The organism is Kitasatospora sp. NPDC015120, assembly GCF_043080305.1.
In the GTDB taxonomy this organism is placed as follows: domain Bacteria; phylum Actinomycetota; class Actinomycetes; order Streptomycetales; family Streptomycetaceae; genus Kitasatospora.
In genome coordinates, this window is record NZ_JBIBVJ010000030.1 from 1 (window position 1) to 17,837 (window position 17,837).

A 17,837-nucleotide genomic window follows, 5' to 3' on the forward strand; every position below is an offset into this window, starting at 1 on the left:
AGAGCACCCCACATCTCCCAGACGGACACGTCGAAGGCGTAGGAGTGGAACAGCGTCCACACGTCGTCCGCTCCGAAGGCGAACTGCTCGCGCACGGAGGCCAGCAGACGCCACACGTTCGCGTGGGTGAGCGTGACGCCCTTCGGCGTACCGGTGGAACCCGACGTGTAGATGACGTAGATCAGGTTGTCCGGGCGGACGTCGACCGACGGGTTGGTGATCGGCTGAGCGTTGATCGCGGCGGCGTCCTGGTCTTGGTCGAGGACGACCGTGCGGCCCTGGTGGATGCCGGTGATCAGATCGGTGTGCTGGTGCTGGGTGACGACGATCTGTGCGCGGGCGTGGTTCAGGATGTAGCCGAGGCGCTCGACCGGGTTGGACGGGTCGAGCGGGAGGTAGCCGGCGCCGGACTTCAGCACGCCCAGGATGGTGGGGATGAGGTCGATGCCGCGCTCCAGGCAGACCGCGACCAGGGTCTCGGGCCGGGCGCCCTGCTCGATGAGGTGGTGGGCGATCCGGTTCGCGCGCTCGTTGAGCTCGCGGTAGGTGAGGTGGGTGTCCTCGAAGGTCAGCGCGAGGGCATCCGGGGTCTCGGTGGCCTGGCGCTCGAAGGCGTGGTGGACACACTCCTCCCCGGGAATCGTGGCGGCCCGGTTCCACTCCTCCAGGAGCTGGGTGGTCTCCGCTTCGGGCAGGTAGCTCGCGCGGGCGTCGCCGGACGGGTCGGCGGCCATCGCCTCCAGCACCCGCCGGTACATGCCTGCCAGCCGCTCGCCGTTCGCCCGGCTGAGGACATCGGTGGCGCTGTTGATGTTGATGCTGCCGCCGGCAGCGATGATGTTGAGCGCGAAGTCGTTGACCGCGCCGCCCGAGCCGAACTGGTCCTCCACCAAGGCGGTGTCGACCTGGTGGAAGTTCAGGTACTCGAAGAGAACCGTGAGGATGCGCTCGTTGGAACCGGAGTCCCGCTGGATGGCGGGCAGCGGGTAGCGGCGGTGGCCCCAGATGGCGGTCTCCTGGTCGAAGACCTGCTCGACCAGCTCGCGCCAGGTGCGGGCGCTGCGGTCCGCCGGGAACGGGACGGTGTTGAGGTGCATGCCGAGCACCCGGTCGCCGCCGGTGGCCTCCAGGCGGCCGTGAGCCACCAGACCGGTGTGGTAGGCGGGTTCGGTGGTGAGCATGCCGAGGACCTTGACGTGCGCCGCGAGCAGCACGCTCTTCAGCGACGTCCGGGCGGCGGCAGCCAGCCCACGCAGCCCCGACTCCAGGTCGCTGTAAGGGACTTCGAGTCGGTAGTTCTCCCCGGTCGCGTCGGTGTCCTCCCAGTGCGCGGGTACGACCATGGGCATGTGGGTGCTGGTCACCTCGCGCCAGAAGGCGCGGTCGTCCTCGTTGTCGAGGGACTCCAGCTCGGCCGCGACGAAGTCCGCGTAGCGGACGGCCGGCGGCTGGGCGGACAGCGCGGACGACGCCCCGTCCAGGACCGCGCGGTAGGTGTCCAGCAGCTCCATCAGCAGGGAGTTGATGCTCCAGCCGTCCGTGACGGCGTGGCTGTGCGTGATGGTGAGCCGCCAGGAGTGGTCGGACTCCAGGTGCACGTTGAGGCGGATCAGGGGTGCGGTGGTGAGGTCGAACAGGGTGGCGCGCTCCTGGTGAAGGAGTTCGATCTCGTTGGCGCGCTGCTGGTCGGCGGTGAGCTCGCGCAGGTCGTGGACGGTGAGCGGGATCTCCACCTCGGCGTGCACCAGCTGGAGCGGCTGCGAGTATCCGGTCAGCTGCACCGAGGTGCGCAGGATGTCGTGGCGCCCGGCGACGGCGTCGAGAGCCGTCCGGAACTCCGGTGCAGAGAAGTCGAACTGATCGGCGATCACATAGCTGTTGACGTTGTGGTAGGTGTTCTGGCCGTCGCCGGCGAGCATCTCGACGAGCATGCCGGTCTGGATCTGCGAGAGCGGGTAGGCGTCGACGACGTCGGTGGGGAGGAGGGTCCGGTCCTCGTCGCTGATCAGTGTGAACGGTGCCACCGGCTCGGGTGCGGTTGCCGGGGTGCTCTCGGTGGCCAGGACGGCGAGTGCGGCGATGGTGCGGTGGTGGAAGATCTGCTGGATGCTGAGGTCGTAGCCGGTCTGGCGCAGGGCGCCGGAGAGCTGGACGGCGCGGATGGAGTCGCCGCCGAGGTCGAAGAAGCTGTCTTCGACGCTGACCTGGTCGGTGGGCAGGTCGAGGACCTGGGCCCAGACGGCGGTGATGCGCTCTTCGACGGGGGTGCGGGGGGCGATGTGGGTGGTGGTGGCGAAGGCGGAGCGCTCGGGGGCGGGCAGGGCTCGGTGGTCGAGCTTGCCGTTGGGGGTGAGCGGGATCGCGTCGATGGTCACGAAGGCGGCGGGGACCATGTAGTCCGGCAGCGTGAGGGACAGGTGGGTGCGCAGTTCGGCCGGGTCCGGGGTGCGGTCGTCGGTGGGGACGAGGTAGGCGACGAGCTGCTTTCCGCTGTCCGTGTCGTGCGCGGTGACGACGGCGTCGCGGACGTCGGGGTGTTCGGTGAGCTTGGCCTGGATTTCGCCGAGTTCGATGCGGTAGCCGCGGATCTTGACCTGGGTGTCGATGCGGCCGAGGAATTCGAGGGTGCCGTCGGGCAGGCGCCGGGCGAGGTCGCCGGAGCGGTACATGCGGGCACCGGCGGGGCCCCAGGGGTTGGGGATGAAGCGTTCGGCGGTGAGGTCGGGGCGGTTGAGGTAGCCGCGGGCGACGCCGGGTCCGGCGACGTGGATCTCGCCGGGGATGCCGACGGGCACCAGGTGGCCGCGCTCGTCCAGCAGGTGAATGCCGAGGTCGGCGAGGGGGCTGCCGATCGGGTTGCGGTGGGGGTTGGCGAGGTCGGCCGCCGTGACCTGGTGGTAGGTCGAGTGCACGGTCGTCTCGGTGATGCCGTACATGTTGACCAGGGCCGGCATTTCGGCGCCGAGGCGGTCGGTCCAGGGCGCGAGGTCGCCGATCTCCAGCTTCTCACCGGCGAAGACGACGGCTCGCAGGGCGAGTTCGTCGATGCGCGGGTCGCCGTCGGCGGCGAGGGTGGTGAGGGAGCGGAAGGCGGTGGGGGTCTGGCAGAGGATGGTGGCGCGCTGGGCGATCATGAGGTCGAGGAAGTCGTGCGGCGAGCGCAGGACCTCGAACGGCGCCACCACCAGGCGCCCGCCGTGGAGCAGGGCGCCCCACATCTCCCAGACGGACACGTCGAAGGCGTAGGAGTGGAACAGCGTCCACACGTCGTCCGCTCCGAAGGCGAACTGCTCGCGCACCGAGGCCAGCAGACGCCACACGTTCGCGTGGGTGAGCGTGACACCCTTCGGCGTACCGGTGGAACCGGACGTGTAGATGACGTAGATCAGGTTGTCCGGGCGGACGTCGACCGACGGGTTGTCCGTGGAGCGGCCCTCGATCGTCGCCGCGTCCTCGATCGAGTCCAGGACGACCGTGCGGCCCTGGTGGATGGTGCTCACGAGGTCGGTGTGCTGGTGCTGGGTGACGACGATCTGTGCGCGGGCGTGGTTCAGGATGTAGCCGAGGCGCTCGACCGGGTTGGACGGGTCGAGCGGGAGGTAGCCGGCGCCGGACTTGAGAACGCCCAGGATGGTCGGGATGAGGTCGATGCCGCGCTCCAGGCACACCGCGACCAGGGTCTCGGACCGGGCGCCCTGCTCGATGAGGTGGTGGGCGATCCGGTTCGCGCGCTCGTTGAGCTCGCGGTAGGTGAGGTGGGTGTCCTCGAAGGTCAGCGCGAGGGCATCCGGGGTCTGGGCGGCCTGGCGCTCGAAGGCGTGGTGGACACACTCCTCCCCGGGAATCGTGACGGCCCGGTTCCACTCCTCCAGGAGCTTCGTGGTTTCCGCTTCGGGCAGGTAGGTCGCGCGGGCGTCGCCGGACGGGTCGGCGGCCATCGCCTCCAGCACCCGCCGGTACATGCCTGCCAGCCGCTCGCCGTTCGCCCGGCTGACGAGGCTGGTCGAGCTGACGAGGGTCAGCCGGCCGGCCTGGGCGAGGACGCTGAAGCCGAACTCCGTCGGCGCGTCGTGGAAGGAATCCCCCAGGTCCACCGAGTCGGAGTCGACCTGGTGGAAGTCCTGGTAGTCGAACATCACGTCGAGCAGTCGCTCCGGGCTGCCCGTGGTGCGCTGGATGGCGGGCAGCGGGTAGCGGCGGTGGCCCCAGATGGCGGTCTCCTGGTCGAAGACCTGCTCGACCAGCTCGCGCCAGGTGCGGGCGCTGCGGTCCGCCGGGAACGGGACGGTGTTGAGGTGCATGCCGAGCACCCGGTCGCCGCCGGTGGCCTCCAGGCGGCCGTGGGCCACCAGACCGGTGTGGAAGGCCGGCTCGGGGGTCAGCATGCCGAGGACCTTGACGTGCGCCGCGAGCAGCACGCTCTTCAGCGACGTCCGGGCGGCGGCAGCCAGCCCACGCAGCCCCGACTCCAGATCCCCGTACGGCACCCAGAGGTGCAGGCGCTCGGGTTCCGTTCCGGACGGCTCGTCCCCCCAGCCGGCCGGAAGCATCAGCGGTGCGTGCGTGTCGGTGATGTGCTGCCAGTAGGCGCGGTCCTCTTCGCTGTCGAGGGATTCCAGTTCGGCCGCGATGAAGTCGGCGTAGCGGACGGCCGGGGGCTGCGGGAGCGTGAGGGGCACCTCGTCGCGCAGGCAGCGGTAGGCCTCCAGCAGCTCCATGAGGAGGGTGTGGTAGCTCCAGCCCTCGGTGATGGCATGAGTCTGAGTGAACGTCAGGCGCCAGGAGCCGTCGGACTCCAGGTGCACGTTGAGGCGGATCAGGGGTGCGGTGGTGAGGTCGAACAGGGTGGCGCGCTCCTGGTGGAGCAGTTCGATCTCGTTGGTGCGCTGCTGGTCGGCGGTGAGGCCGCGCAGGTCGTGGACGGTGAGCGGGATCTCCACCTCGGCGTGCACCAGCTGGAGCGGCTGCGAGTAGCCGGTGAGGTGCATGGAGGTGCGGAGCATGTCGTGACGGGCCGAGACCAGGCGGACGGCCTCGCGCAGAGCGGCCTCCGAGAAGGGCTGCTCGTCCGGGATCCGGAAAGTGTTGACGTTGTGGTAGATGTTGCGGCCGTCGCCGGCCAGCATCTCCACGAGCATGCCGGTCTGGACCTGGGAGAGCGGGTAGGCGTCGACGACGTCGGCGGGCAGCGCGGCCCGGTCCTCGTCCGTGATGAGGGCGAAGGGTGCGACCGGTTCGGTGTTCGTCACCGGTCCGCTGTGGGCGGCGTGCTGGGCCAGTGCGGCGATGGTGCGGTGGTGGAAGATCTGCTGGATGCTGAGGTCGTAGCCGGCTTGGCGCAGGGCGCCGGAGAGCTGGACGGCGCGGATGGAGTCGCCGCCGAGGTCGAAGAAGCTGTCTTCGACGCTGACCTGGTCGGTGGGCAGGTCGAGGACCTGGGCCCAGACGGCGGTGATGCGCTCTTCGACGGGGGTGCGGGGGGCGATGTGGGTGGTGGTGGCGAAGGCGGAGCGTTCGGGGGTGGGCAGGGCTCGGTGGTCGAGCTTGCCGTTGGGGGTGAGGGGGATCGCGTCGATGGTCACGAAGGCGGCGGGGACCATGTAGTCCGGCAGCGTGAGGGACAGGTGGGTGCGCAGTTCGGCCGGGTCCGGGGTGCGGTCGTCGGTGGGGACGAGGTAGGCGACGAGTTGCTTTCCGTTGTCCGTGTCGTGCGCGGTGACGACGGCGTCGCGGACGTCGGCGTGCTCGGTGAGCTTGGCCTGGATTTCGCCGAGTTCGATGCGGTAGCCGCGGACCTTGACCTGGGTGTCGATGCGGCCGAGGAATTCGAGGGTGCCGTCGGGCAGGCGCCGGGCGAGGTCGCCGGAGCGGTACATCCGCGAGCTGGCGGGTCCGTACGGGTTGGGGATGAAGCGTTCGGCGGTGAGGTCGGGGCGGTTGAGGTAGCCGCGGGCGACGCCGGGTCCGGCGACGTGGATCTCGCCGGGGATGCCGACGGGCACGAGGTGGCCCCGTTCGTCGAGGAGGTGGATGGCGAGGTCGGCGAGGGGGCTGCCGATCGGGTTGCGGTGCGGGTTGGCGAGGTCGGTGTCGGTCACCTGGTGGTAGGTCGAGTGCACGGTGGTTTCGGTGATGCCGTACATGTTGACCAGGGCCGGCATTTCGGCGCCGAGGCGGTCGGTCCAGGGCGCGAGGTCGCCGATCTCCAGCTTCTCACCGGCGAAGACGACGGCTCGCAGGGCGAGTTCGTCGATGCGGGGGTCGCCGTCGGCGGCGAGGGTGGTGAGGGAGCGGAAGGCGGTGGGGGTCTGGCAGAGGATGGTGGCGCGCTGGGCGATCATGAGGTCGAGGAAGTCGTGCGGCGAGCGCAGGACGTCGAACGGCGCGACCACCAGGCGCCCGCCGTGGAGCAGGGCGCCCCACATCTCCCAGACGGACACGTCGAAGGCGTAGGAGTGGAACAGCGTCCACACGTCGTCCGCTCCGAAGGCGAACTGCTCGCGCACCGAGGCCAGCAGACGCCACACGTTGGCGTGGGTGAGCGTGACACCCTTGGGGGTGCCGGTGGAACCCGACGTGTAGATGACGTAGATCAGATTGTCGGCACGGACATCGACGGTCGGATCGGTGGCCGGCCGGGCGCCGATGACGGCAGCGTCCACGTCCGAGTCCAGGACGACCGTCTGGCCCTCGTGGATGCTGCTCACGAGGTCGGTGTGCCGCTGCTGGGTGACGACGACGGAAGCGCGCGCGTCGGCCAGGATGTAGCCGAGGCGCTCGACGGGGTTGGACGGGTCGAGCGGGAGGTAGCCGGCGCCGGACTTCAGCACGCCCAGGATGGTGGGGATGAGGTCGATGCCGCGCTCCAGGCAGACCGCGACCAGGGTCTCGGGCCGGGCGCCCTGCTCGATGAGGTGGTGGGCGATCCGGTTCGCGCGCTCGTTGAGCTCGCGGTAGGTGAGGTGGGTGTCCTCGAAGGTCAGCGCGAGGGCGTCGGGCGTCTCGGCGGCCTGGCGCTCGAAGGCACGGTGGACACACTCCTCCCCGGGAATCGTGACGGCCCGGTTCCACTCCTCCAGCAGCAGAAGCGCCTCGGCCTCCGGGAGGTAGCTCGCGCGGGCGTCACCCGACGGGTCGGCGGCCATCGCCTCCAGCACCCGCCGGTACATCCCCACCAGCCGCTCGCCGTTCGCCCCGCTGAACACGTCGCTCGGGCAGGTCAGCGTGATGTTCCCGCCCGAGGCGTTCACGTGCAGGCCGAACTCGGTGAAGCCGTCACCGAGGGTCGCCTCCAGGTCCACCGAGTCGGTGTCGACCTGGTGGAAGTCCTGGTAGTCGAACATCACGTCGAGCAGTCGCTCCGAGCCGCCCGTGGTGCGCTGGATGGCGGGCAGCGGGTAGCGGCGGTGGCCCCAGACGGCGGTCTCCTGGTCGAAGACCTGCTCGACCAGCTCGCGCCAGGTGCGGGCGCTGCGGTCCGCCGGGAACGGGACGGTGTTGAGGTGCATGCCGAGCACCCGGTCGCCGCCGGTGGCCTCCAGGCGGCCGTGGGCCACCAGACCGGTGTGGAAGGCCGGCTCGGGGGTCAGCATGCCGAGGACCTTGACGTGCGCCGCGAGCAGCACGCTCTTCAGCGACGTCCGGGCGGCGGCAGCCAGCCCACGCAGGCCCGACTCCAGATCCCCGTACGGCACCTGGAACCGGTGGTGCTCACGCGGCCCCTCCGTGCCCCAGCCGGTCGGCAGCACCACCGGCCTGTGGGTGTCGGTGATGTGCTGCCAGTAGGCGCGGTCGTCCTCGTTGTCGAGGGACTCCAGCTCGGCCGCGACGAAGTCGGCGTAGCGGACGGCCGGCGGCTGCGGGAGCGTGAGGGGCACCTCGTCGCGCAGGCAGCGGTAGGCCTCCAGCAGCTCCATCAGCAGCGAGGTGAGGCTCCAGCCGTCCGTGATGACGTGGCACTGGGCGAAGGTCAGCCGCCACGCGTGGTCGGACTCCAGGTGCACATGGAGGCGCAGCAGCGGGGCCCGGGCCGGGTCGAAGGCGGCCGCGCGCTCCCGGCGGAGCAGCTCGGCCGCGTGGTCGCGCTGCTGGTCGGCGGTGAGGTCGCGCAGGTCGTGGACGGTGAGCGGGATCTCCACCTCGGCGTGCACCAGCTGCAGCGGCTGCGAGTAGCCGGCGAGGTGCACGGAGGTGCGCAGGACGTCGTGCCGGCCGGTGACGACGGCGAGGGCCTCGGTCAGCGCCGCCGACGAGAAGGGCCGGTCGTCGGGGATCCGGAAGGAGTTGACGTTGTGGTAGGTGTTCCGGTCGCCGTCGGCGAGCATCTCGACGATCATGCCGGTCTGGATCTGGGAGAGCGGATAGGCGTCGACGACGTCGGCGGGCAGCGCGGCCCGGTCCTCGTCGCCGATCAGCGCGAACGGCGCCACCGGCTCGACCGCCGCGACCGGGCCACCCGTCGCGGCCGCCGCGGCCAGGGCGGCGACGGTCCGGTGCTCGAAGATCTGCCGGATGCTGAGGTCGTGGCCGGCCTCGCGCAGCGCCGCGCTGAGGCGGACGGCGCGGATGGAGTCGCCGCCGAGGTCGAAGAAGCCGTCCTCCACGCCGACCTGCTCGACCGGGAGGCCGAGGACCTCGGCCCAGACGGCGGCGATCCGCTCCTCGACGGGGGTGCGCGGGGCGATGTGCGCGTCGGTGGCGAGGGCGGAGCGCTCGGGGGCCGGCAGCGCGCGGTGGTCGAGCTTGCCGTTGGCGGAGAGCGGCAGGGCGTCGAGCCGCACCAGGGCGGTCGGCACCATGTACTCGGGCAGGCGCTCCCGGATCGCGGCGCGCAGCCGCTCGGGGTCGGCGTCGCCGACGACGTAGGCCACCAGGTGCTGGTCCCGGTCGTCGTCCTCGCGGACGACGACCGCGGCGTCGCGCACCTGGGGCTGCTCGCGCAGGGCCGTCTCGATCTCGCCCAGCTCGATGCGCAGGCCGCGCAGCTTGACCTGGGTGTCGATGCGGCCGAGGAAGTCGAGGGTGCCGTCCGGCCGCCAGCGGGCGAGGTCGCCGGTGGCGTACATCCGGTCGCCGGGGTCGCCGAACGGGTCCGGCAGGAAGCGGTCGGCGGTCAGGGCGGGGCGGCCGAGGTAGCCGCGGGCCACGCCGACGCCGCAGATGTACAGCTGGCCGGGGACGCCGATCGGCGCGGGGCGCAGCCGGTCGTCGAGGACGAGCAGGCGGATGTTGTCGATCGGGCCGCCGATCGGGACGCGGGCGAGCCCGGCGAGCCCCTCGGGGGTGCAGTGCCACGCGGTGACGTCGACGGCCGCCTCGGTGGGGCCGTACAGGTTGTGCAGCCGGGCGGGCAGGGTGGCGAGGGCGCGGGCGGCGACCTGGGTGGGCAGGGCCTCGCCGCTGCACAGGACGAGCCGCAGCGACGGACAGAGCCGGCCGGTTCCGGCGGCGCTCCCGCCGTCGGTCCCGGTCCCCGCCCCGGTCCCGGCCTTGGCCCCGGCCTCGGTCCCGGTCTCGGCCTCGGTCTCGGCGAGGAAGAGGGAGAGCACGGACGGCACGAAGTGCGCGACGGTGACGCCGGCCCGGTCGATCAGCTCCCGCAGGTAGGCCGGGTCGCGGTGACCGCCGGGCAGCGCGATCTCCAGGCGGGCGCCGGCGATCAGCGGCCAGAAGAACTCCCAGACGGACACGTCGAAGCCGGCCGGCGTCTTCTGCAGGACGGTGTCGGCGGCGGTGAGCCCGTAGGTGTTCTGCATCCAGTGCAGCCGGTTGACGATGGCGCGGTGGGTGGTGACCACGCCCTTCGGCCGGCCCGTGGAGCCCGAGGTGTAGATGACGTAGGCCGCGTTCTCCGGGCCCGCGGTCCGCTCGGGGTTGTCGGTCGACTGCCCGGCCCACTCGGCGGGGTCGTCCAGGGTGAGCACCCGCACGGTGCCGTCCGGGCGGCGGCGGCCGAGCTGGTCGCGGGTGGTGAGCAGGATCGGGGCGGCGCTGTCGGCGAGCATGAAGTCCAGCCGCGCGTCCGGGTGTCCGGGGTCGAGCGGCAGGTAGGCGGCGCCGGCCTTGACCACGCCGTGGATCGCGACGGCGAGGTCGAGCGAGCGCTCGGCGCAGACGGCGACGACCGTCTCCGGGCCGGCGCCGAGCGCGATGAGCCGGTGGGCGACCTGGTTGGCCCGGGCGTTGAAGGCCGCGTGGTCGAGGGTCAGGCCGTCGAAGGATACGGCGGGCGCGTCCGGGGTGCGGGCGGCCTGCTCCTCGACCAGGTCGGCGAGCGTGCTGGTGTGCGGGAACCCGGCGTCGGTGGCGTTGAAGGCGGTGAGGATCTGCTCCTGCTCGGCGGCCGGGAGCAGGTTCAGCGCCCCGACCGGGAGCTCCGGGTGTTCCGTGACGGCCCGCAGCAGCGTCTCGTAGTGTCCGGCCAGCCGCTCGACGGTGGCGTGGTCGAACAGCGCCTCGGCGTAGGTGAAGCGGGCGTCCAGCGAGCCGTCGGCGGCCTCCTGGAGCTCCAGGGTGAGGTCGAACTTGGCGATCCGGTCGCCGTCCAGCGCCTCGACGGTCAGGCCGGGCAGGTCGAACGCCCCGGTGCGGTCCTCCTGGAGGACGAAGTCCACCTGGAACAGCGGGGTGCGGGACATGTCGCGCTCCGGCTGCAGCTCGTCGACGAGCCGGGCGAACGGGACGGCCTGGTGGTCGAACGCCTCCAGCAGGGTGTCGCGGCTGTCGTCGACGAGCCGGGCGAAGGACGGGTCGCCCTGCCACCGGCCGCGGGCGACCAGGGTGTTGATGCCGTAGCCGACGATCTGCTGAAGCTCGGGGTGGTTGCGGCCGGAGATGGTCACGCCGACCGGGATGTCGGTGGTTCCGGCGTAGCGGGAGAGCAGCAGCTGCCACCCGGTGAGCAGGGTGGTGAACAGGGTGGTGCCGTGCTGCGTGCTGAGGGCCCGGGCCCGCGCGGCCAGCTCGGCGGGGATCGTGCGGCGCACGGTGCGGCCGGCCCAGCCGCGGACGGCGGGCCGCCGGCGGTCGGTCGGCAGTTCCAGCGGCAGCACGCCGGCCAGCCGCTCGCGCCAGTAGGAGAGTTCCTTCTCCAGGCGGGGGCCGGCCAGCTGGTCGCGCTGCCAGGCGGCGAAGTCGGCGTACTGGACGGGCAGCGGGGCGAGCCGGGCGGGCGCGCCGCCGGCCTCGGCGCGGTAGAGGGCGCTGAGTTCGCCGGTGAGCAGCCGGACCGACCAGGCGTCGCAGGCGATGTGGTGGAAGGTCACCACCAGCAGGTGCTCGTCCTCGTGCAGCTTCAGCAGCGAGGCCCGGACCGGCCAGTGCCGTTCAAGGTCGAAGGGGGTGGCGAAGTCCGCCTCGGCGAGCTCCCGGGCCCGCCGGTCGCGCTCGTCGGCGGGGACGTCGCTGAGGTCGGTCACCGTCCACTGCGGGGCGGCCGGGGCGTCGACGACCTGTCGCGGCTCCTCGCCCACCAGCAGGTAGCGGGTGCGCAGGATCTCGTGGCGGGCGACCACCTGCTCCCAGGCGGCGCGCAGGGCCTCGGTGTCGAGCGCGCCGCGCAGCCGGACCGCCAGCGGCACGTGGTACTCGGCGCTCTGCGGGTCGAGGCGGTGCAGGAACCACATCTGCTGCTGGCCGAAGGACAGCGGCATCGGCCGGCCGCGGTCGACGCGCGGGATCTCCGTGCGCCGTCCGGTCGCGGTTCCGGCCAGCCGGCGGCGGAGCACCTCCTCGCGCAGTCGCGCCAGCTCCATGTCGGACACGGGGGTACTGTCGATGCTCATGCCTGGTGCTCCCTTGCCTTCGCCTCAAGAAGTTCTGCCGCGGTCATCTGCTCGATCTCGGCCCTGATCAGGGCCTCCACCACCTGGGCGAGCGATCGGACGGTGGGGTTTTCGAGGACGCTCCGGACGGAGAGGTCAATGTCGAATTCGTCCCGCAGGGACGAGGTCATGCGGATCGCCAGGATGGAGTGGCCGCCCAGCGCGAAGAAGTCGTCGTCGACGCCGATCCGCTCCCGTTCCAGGAGCGTCGCCCAGACTCCGGCGATCCGCTCCTCGATGGGGGTCTCCGGCGGGCGGTGGGCGTCGGTGGACGCGTGGACCGCGGGTAGTGCGCGGTGGTCGAGCTTGCCGTTGGACGTCAGCGGCACCGCCTCGATGACGGTGAACGACGCCGGGACCATGTACTCCGGCAGCGCGTCGGACAGCCGCTGCCGGACCGGTCCGGGGTCGAACCCGTGGCCGGGCCGGGGGACGACGTACGCCGCCAGGGACTTCTCGCCGGGCCGGGCCTCGTGGATGACCACGACGGCCTCGCGGATCCCGGGCTCGGCGGTGAGGCGGGCCTCGATCTCGCCGAGCTCGATCCGGTAGCCGCGGATCTTGACCTGGGTGTCGATCCGGCCGAGGAAGTCGATGCTGCCGTCGGGCAGCCGGCGGACCAGGTCACCGGTCCGGTAGAGCCGTGAGCCGGGCGGGCCGTACGGGTCGGGGACGAACTGCGCGGCGGTCTGCCCGGGGCGGCCGAGGTAGCCGCGGGCCACGCCCTCGCCGCCGATGTGCAGCTCGCCCGGCACGCCGACGGGGACGGGCCGGCCGGTGGCGTCCAGCACGTACGCCGTCACATTGGGCAGCGGTCCGCCCAGCGGGACCACCGCGTCGGCCGTCCTGTCGACGGGGAAGACGGTGCTGCCGATCGAGGCCTCGGTCGGGCCGTACTCGTTGACCAGGCGGCCGGGGCCCAGTGCGTCCAGCCAGTGGTTGGCCGTCCGGGCGGGCAGTGCCTCGCCGGCGACCAGCACCACGCCGGCCAGCCGGTCGAGCTGCTGCGGGGTGAGCTGGTGGGTGAGCAGCTCCAGGTGGCCGGGGGTGAGTTTGACGAAGGAGAACGGGCCGGCCTCGGCGAGTTCGGCGCCGAGCCGTCCGAGGTCGAGGTCGGCGGGCAGCAGGTGGACGGGGCGGCCGGTGAGCAGCGGGGCGTAGAGGTTGGTCGCCGGGAGGTCGAAGGCGACGGAGGAGAACAGCGGGGCGCCGCCCTCGCCGTGCACCAGGTCGCGGGCCGCCCACCGGAGGTGGTTGGCCAGGCCCCGGTGGCTGACCATGACGCCCTTCGGCCGCCCGGTCGAGCCCGAGGTGTAGATGACGTAGGCCAGCTGCTCCGGGTCGGTGTGCCGCGGCGGCGGGCCGGCTGGCAGGTCGGCGGCTGCGGCCTCGCGGTCGAGGAGCAGCCGGGTGCCGGTGAACCCCTCGGTGGCCGGGGTCAGCGTGGAGTCGCTGATCAGGACGCCGGCGCCGCTGTCGGCGAGGATGTGCTTCAGCCGCTCCGGCGGGTTGTCCGGGTCGAGCGGGACGTAGGCCGCGCCGGCCTTCCACACGCCGAGCAGCGCCTGGACGAGGCCGGGCCCGCGCCGCAGGCAGACGCCGACCAGGCGGTCCGGGCCGGCTCCCAGGGCCACCAGCCGGTGGGCGATCCGGTCGGCCGCTTGGTCCAGTTCCCGGTAGCGGATCCGCTCCGGGCCGGCGATCAGGGCGGTCGCGTCGGGGGTCGCGGCGGCCTGGGCCTCGATCAGGTCGATCACCGAGCCGGCCGGCCAGGCGGTCCGCGTGCCGTTCCAGCCGCCGAGCAGGTCCGCGCGCTCCTGGGCCGAGAGGATCTCCAGGTCGCGCAGTCCGGTGCCGGGGGCGGCGGCCGCCGAGGCGAGCAGCTGGACGAAGTGCCCGGCCAGGCGCTCGACGGTGGCGTGCTCGAAGACGGCGCTCGCGTACTCGAAGACGCCGTTCAGCGTGCCGTCGGCCTCCCGGCGCAGGTACAGGGTGAGGTCGGTCTTGGCGACCCGGCGGGAGCCGAGGAAGAGCGCGTGGTCGGCCTCGCCCGGCATGCCGCCGGTGACCTGCTCGTCGTTGTAGTTGAAGGCGACCTGGTAGAGCGGCGTCCGGGACGGGTCGCGCTCCGGGCGGAGCTCCTCGACCAGCCGGTCGAACGACACGTCCTGGTGGGCGAACGCGGCGAGGCCGGTGGCACGGACGCAGTCCAGGGCGTCGGCGAAGCCCCGGGCGGGGTCGAGGCGGCAGCGCAGGACCAGGGAGTTCAGGAAGAAGCCCACGACGGGCTCGACCTCCGGCCGGTCCCGCCCGGCGACCGGGACGCCCACGCCGACGTCCCACTGCCCGGTGTAGCGGGCGAGCAGGGCGGCGAAGCCGGCCAGCAGGGTCAGGAAGGGGCTGGCCTCGTGGCGCTGGCCGAGCGCGAGCAGCTCGTCCGCCAGCGGGGCCGGGACCGTGACGGCCACCATGCCGCCGCGGGGGTCGCGTTCGGCCGGGCGCGGGTGGTCGGCGGGCAGTTCCAGGACGGTCATCCCGTCGAGCTCGCTCCGCCAGAACTCGATTCCGGCCCGGTGGCCCTCCTCGTCGGCGGAGCGCTGCTGCCAGACCGCGTAGTCCGCGTACTGGACGACGGGGGCGGGCAGCTCGGGCGTGCGGCCGGCGTGCAGCGCGTCGCAGATCTCCCGGAACTCGCGCTCCAGCACGGTGGCCGACCAGCCGTCACAGGCGATGTGGTGGGCGGTGATGAACAGCAGCTGGTCGCGGCCGTCCTCGCGGAGCAGCAGGGCCCGCCACAGCCGCCCGGCCTCCAGGTCGAACTCCTTCTCGAACCCGGCGAGGACTGCGGCGCCGAGGTCGTGCGGGGGACAGTCGAGGACCGTCAGCTCGACCGGCGAGGGCGGCTGGACGAGCTGCGCGGGCTCGCCGTCCTGGATCAGGTAGCGGGTGCGCAGCGACTCGTGCCGCTCGCCGAGCAGGTCCAGGGCCCGGCGCACGGTGTCCGCGGTGACGTCCGCGGGCAGACGCAGGAAGAGCGGGACGATCCACTCGGCGCTGCCGGGCTTGGCCCGGTCCAGGTACCACAGCCGCCGCTGGCCGGAGGAGAGCGGGAGCGCTCCGTCCCGGGCGACGGGTTCGACCGGGCGCCCGGCGGCGGGGGCGTCGCGGAGCAGCGCGGCCTGCTGTTCCACCGTCATCGCGGTGTAGAGGCCGGACAGGTCGAGCAGCTTGCCGGTGCTCCGGTGCAGGCGCTCGATCAGCCGGGTGAGCAGCAGGGAGTAGCCGCCCAGCTGGAAGAAGTCGTCGTGGGCGCCGATGTCGTCGATGCCGAGCAGCTCGGACCAGACGGCGGCGACCGCCCGCTCCTCCGCGGTCCGCGGCTCGACGTACGGCGGGTGGTCGTCGTCCAGCAGCAGGGCCGGTGCGGTGGGCGGCTCCTGGTCCGGGGCGTCGGCGAGCCGGCCCAGGTGCTCCAGGGTGCCGTCGTTGCGCCGGCGGACGAGTTCCCCGGTGCGGTGGATCCGCTCGCCGGGCTTCCCGTACGGGTCCGGGAGGAAGCACTCCGCGGTGAGGGCCGGGCGGCGGTGGAAGCCGAGCGCGGTGCCGGTGCCGGTGAGGTGGAGCTCGCCGGGGACGCCGGGCGGCACCGGTTCGCCGGACTCGTCCAGGACCACGGTGCGTACCTCGCCGGTCAGCCGGTCGAGCGGTACGGGGGTGGCCTCGGCACCGGGCTCATGGCCGAAGGCGGCGACCGGGAGACCGCGGCCGGCGGCGCCGTGCAGGCTCTGGACGGCGGCCGGGGTGCGTCCGGCCAGCAGCCGGCACACCTCGTGGGCCGCCGTGGGGTCCGGCCCGGGGGTGTGGCACACCACGAGCCGCAGCTCGGTGGGCTCGGCCCAGGCGGCGAGGTCCGCCGCCGGGCGCAGGGCGTCGGGGGTGGTGGTGAGCACGGTGGCGCCCAGTGCGGCGGCGGTGCGCGGCAGCGCCTCGGGCCCGGCCGCCGGGTCGGCGGGCGGCGCGGTCACCACGGTGGCGCCGGTGGTCAGGGCGGCGAACAGGACGCCGTGCAGGTCGAGGTCGTCGACCGGGCCGGCCAGCAGCAGGACGTCGGAGGCGGCGAGGCCGTAGTGCTCCGCGAGCCGGCCGGCGTGCCGGGCCGCGTCGCCGGCGTCCAGCACCCACCCGGTGCCGGTGCGGCCGTAGCCGATCAGGGCGGGGGAGGCGGCCTCGTCGGCCGGCTCCACGAACTGCGGGGGCTCCACCGGCTCGGCGGGGCCGGCGAGGCGCTCCGGCCAGCCGGGCTCCAGCCGGAGGTGTTCCGTGCCGGGCGGCACGGGCAGCGCCGTTCCGGCGGTGATCACCGCGTCGGGCCGGGCGTCCTCCAGGAGGAGGGCCAGGCGCTCGGTGGGGGCGTCCGGGTCCGCCAGGACGGCGGCGGCTCCGGTCCGGTGCACCGCCAGCAGGGCGGTGGCCAGGGTGGAGCCGGGGGGCAGACCGAGGGCCACGGTCCTGCCCGCCCGTACGCCGTGATCCCGCAGGAGGCTCGCCAGGCGCCCGGCATTCACCTCCAGTTCCCCGTAGCCGACCTGCCGGCCGTTCTCGATGAACGCCACGGCGTCGGGGGATTGCGCCGCGCGCTGCGCGACGATGTGGTGCAGAAGCGAATGCCGGGCCACACGGACTCCTGTGATCGACAGTGAAAAGGCAAGCCGAAACGGCATGGCTGGACGGAGCGGCCGGGATCTTTCCCGGCAGCTCCAGGGGGGATCGGGTGGGAATTCCCTAGCGGGCGAGTTCCCCGGCCATCCGCTCGCGCAGGCTCAGCGGGCGCATGTCGGTCCACACCTCGGAGATGCGGGTGAGGCACTCCTCGCGGGTTCCCTCGGTGCCCTCGGCCCGCCAGCCGGCCGGCAGGGCGCGGTCCGCGGCCCAGATCGAATACTGCTCCTCGTCATTGAGGACCACACAGAAGATGTCCTGGTTGGACGTGTTCTCAGACATTGCCACTCCTCGCGATTCGGGTCCGTACCGGCGTGGAATCCGCTGGGCACGTCGGCGCGACGCCATGACGTCCTGCGCCGTACTCCGGGAAGTCTGTGCGGGTGGGCTATATCTGTTCTATCGGGCAGCTATACAGTGCGGACGCGACGAGGCCCCGGTGCGCGGCGGCCTCGTGGGCCGCCCCGCACCGGGGCCTCGCATACCGTCCGACGTGCTGTTCTCCGGCCTGCGGTCAGGCGGAGCGGACGCTGACGTCACCGGCGTCGGAGTGCGCGGTGATCGTGCCCGGCCCGGCCGGGGCCTGGGCGACGTCGACGTCCTTGCGGCCGGCCTTGGTGTCGGCCTCCACCTTGTACTGCTGCCCGTCGCGCGGCACCGTCACCTTGACGTTCCCGGCCTGCGAGCGGGCGGTCACCTGGGACGGCGCCTTGACGAACCCCAGGTTCAGGTTGCCCGACTGGGTGTCGGCCGAGGCGACCCCGGAGCTGAGGCCGCCGGCGGAGATGTTGCCCGCCTTGGTGGACACGGAGAGCCGGCCCGCGGCGTCGGACACCTTGATGTCCCCGGCCCCGGTCCGCAGCTCCTGGTCGCCCTGGATGGCCTGGGCGTTGATGGTGCCGGCCTCGGTGAGCGCCTTGACCGCCACGGCGGTGGGCAGCCGCACGGTGTAGTCGGCCGAGCAGTGCCGGCCGTCGCAGGTGCTGGTGATCTTCAGGACGTTGCCCTGCCACTCCTCGGTGAAGGAGGGGCGGTCCTCGGTCCAGGTCAGCTTCCGGTCGATGCCCACCCGGTCCTGGTCACCCGGCGTCAGGGTGATGTTGCCGCTGTCCAGGTGGAACTCGATGCGCTCGATCTGGTGGTCGAAGGAGACCTGCTGGGTCTCGGTCTGCGTCGACGCAAGGCCCGAACATCCGGCCAGGGCGGCGCCGGCGACGATCACGGCGGTGCCGGTCACGCCCGCTTTCCGGGCGGCCCCGAGCAACCCCATCGGCTTGTTCTGTGGCGACATGCTTC

Annotated in this window: 4 protein-coding genes; all 4 read right to left on the minus strand. The window is 72.6% G+C overall.

Going from position 1 to position 17,837, the window contains the following annotated elements:
* On the minus strand, positions 1-11,783 hold an 11,783-nt coding region (locus ACF1AK_RS34185; RefSeq protein ID WP_391502718.1), incomplete at its 3' end, for an amino acid adenylation domain-containing protein.
* The gene (locus ACF1AK_RS34190) at positions 11,780-16,498 is read right to left on the minus strand and encodes an amino acid adenylation domain-containing protein (RefSeq protein ID WP_391502719.1); all 4,719 of its coding nucleotides are present in this window, start codon (positions 16,496-16,498) and stop codon (positions 11,780-11,782) included. The genes ACF1AK_RS34185 and ACF1AK_RS34190, both read right to left, overlap by 4 nt.
* Positions 16,499-16,604: 106 nt before the next feature.
* Positions 16,605-16,823 carry an MbtH family protein gene (locus ACF1AK_RS34195; protein WP_391502720.1) on the minus strand — a complete coding sequence of 73 codons (219 nt, stop codon included), beginning with the start codon at positions 16,821-16,823 and terminating at the stop codon, positions 16,605-16,607.
* A gap of 232 nt (positions 16,824-17,055) precedes the next feature.
* On the minus strand, positions 17,056-17,832 hold the full coding sequence (locus ACF1AK_RS34200; RefSeq protein ID WP_391502721.1) for a DUF4097 family beta strand repeat-containing protein: 777 nt from the start codon (positions 17,830-17,832) through the stop codon (positions 17,056-17,058).
* Positions 17,833-17,837 lie beyond the last annotated feature (5 nt).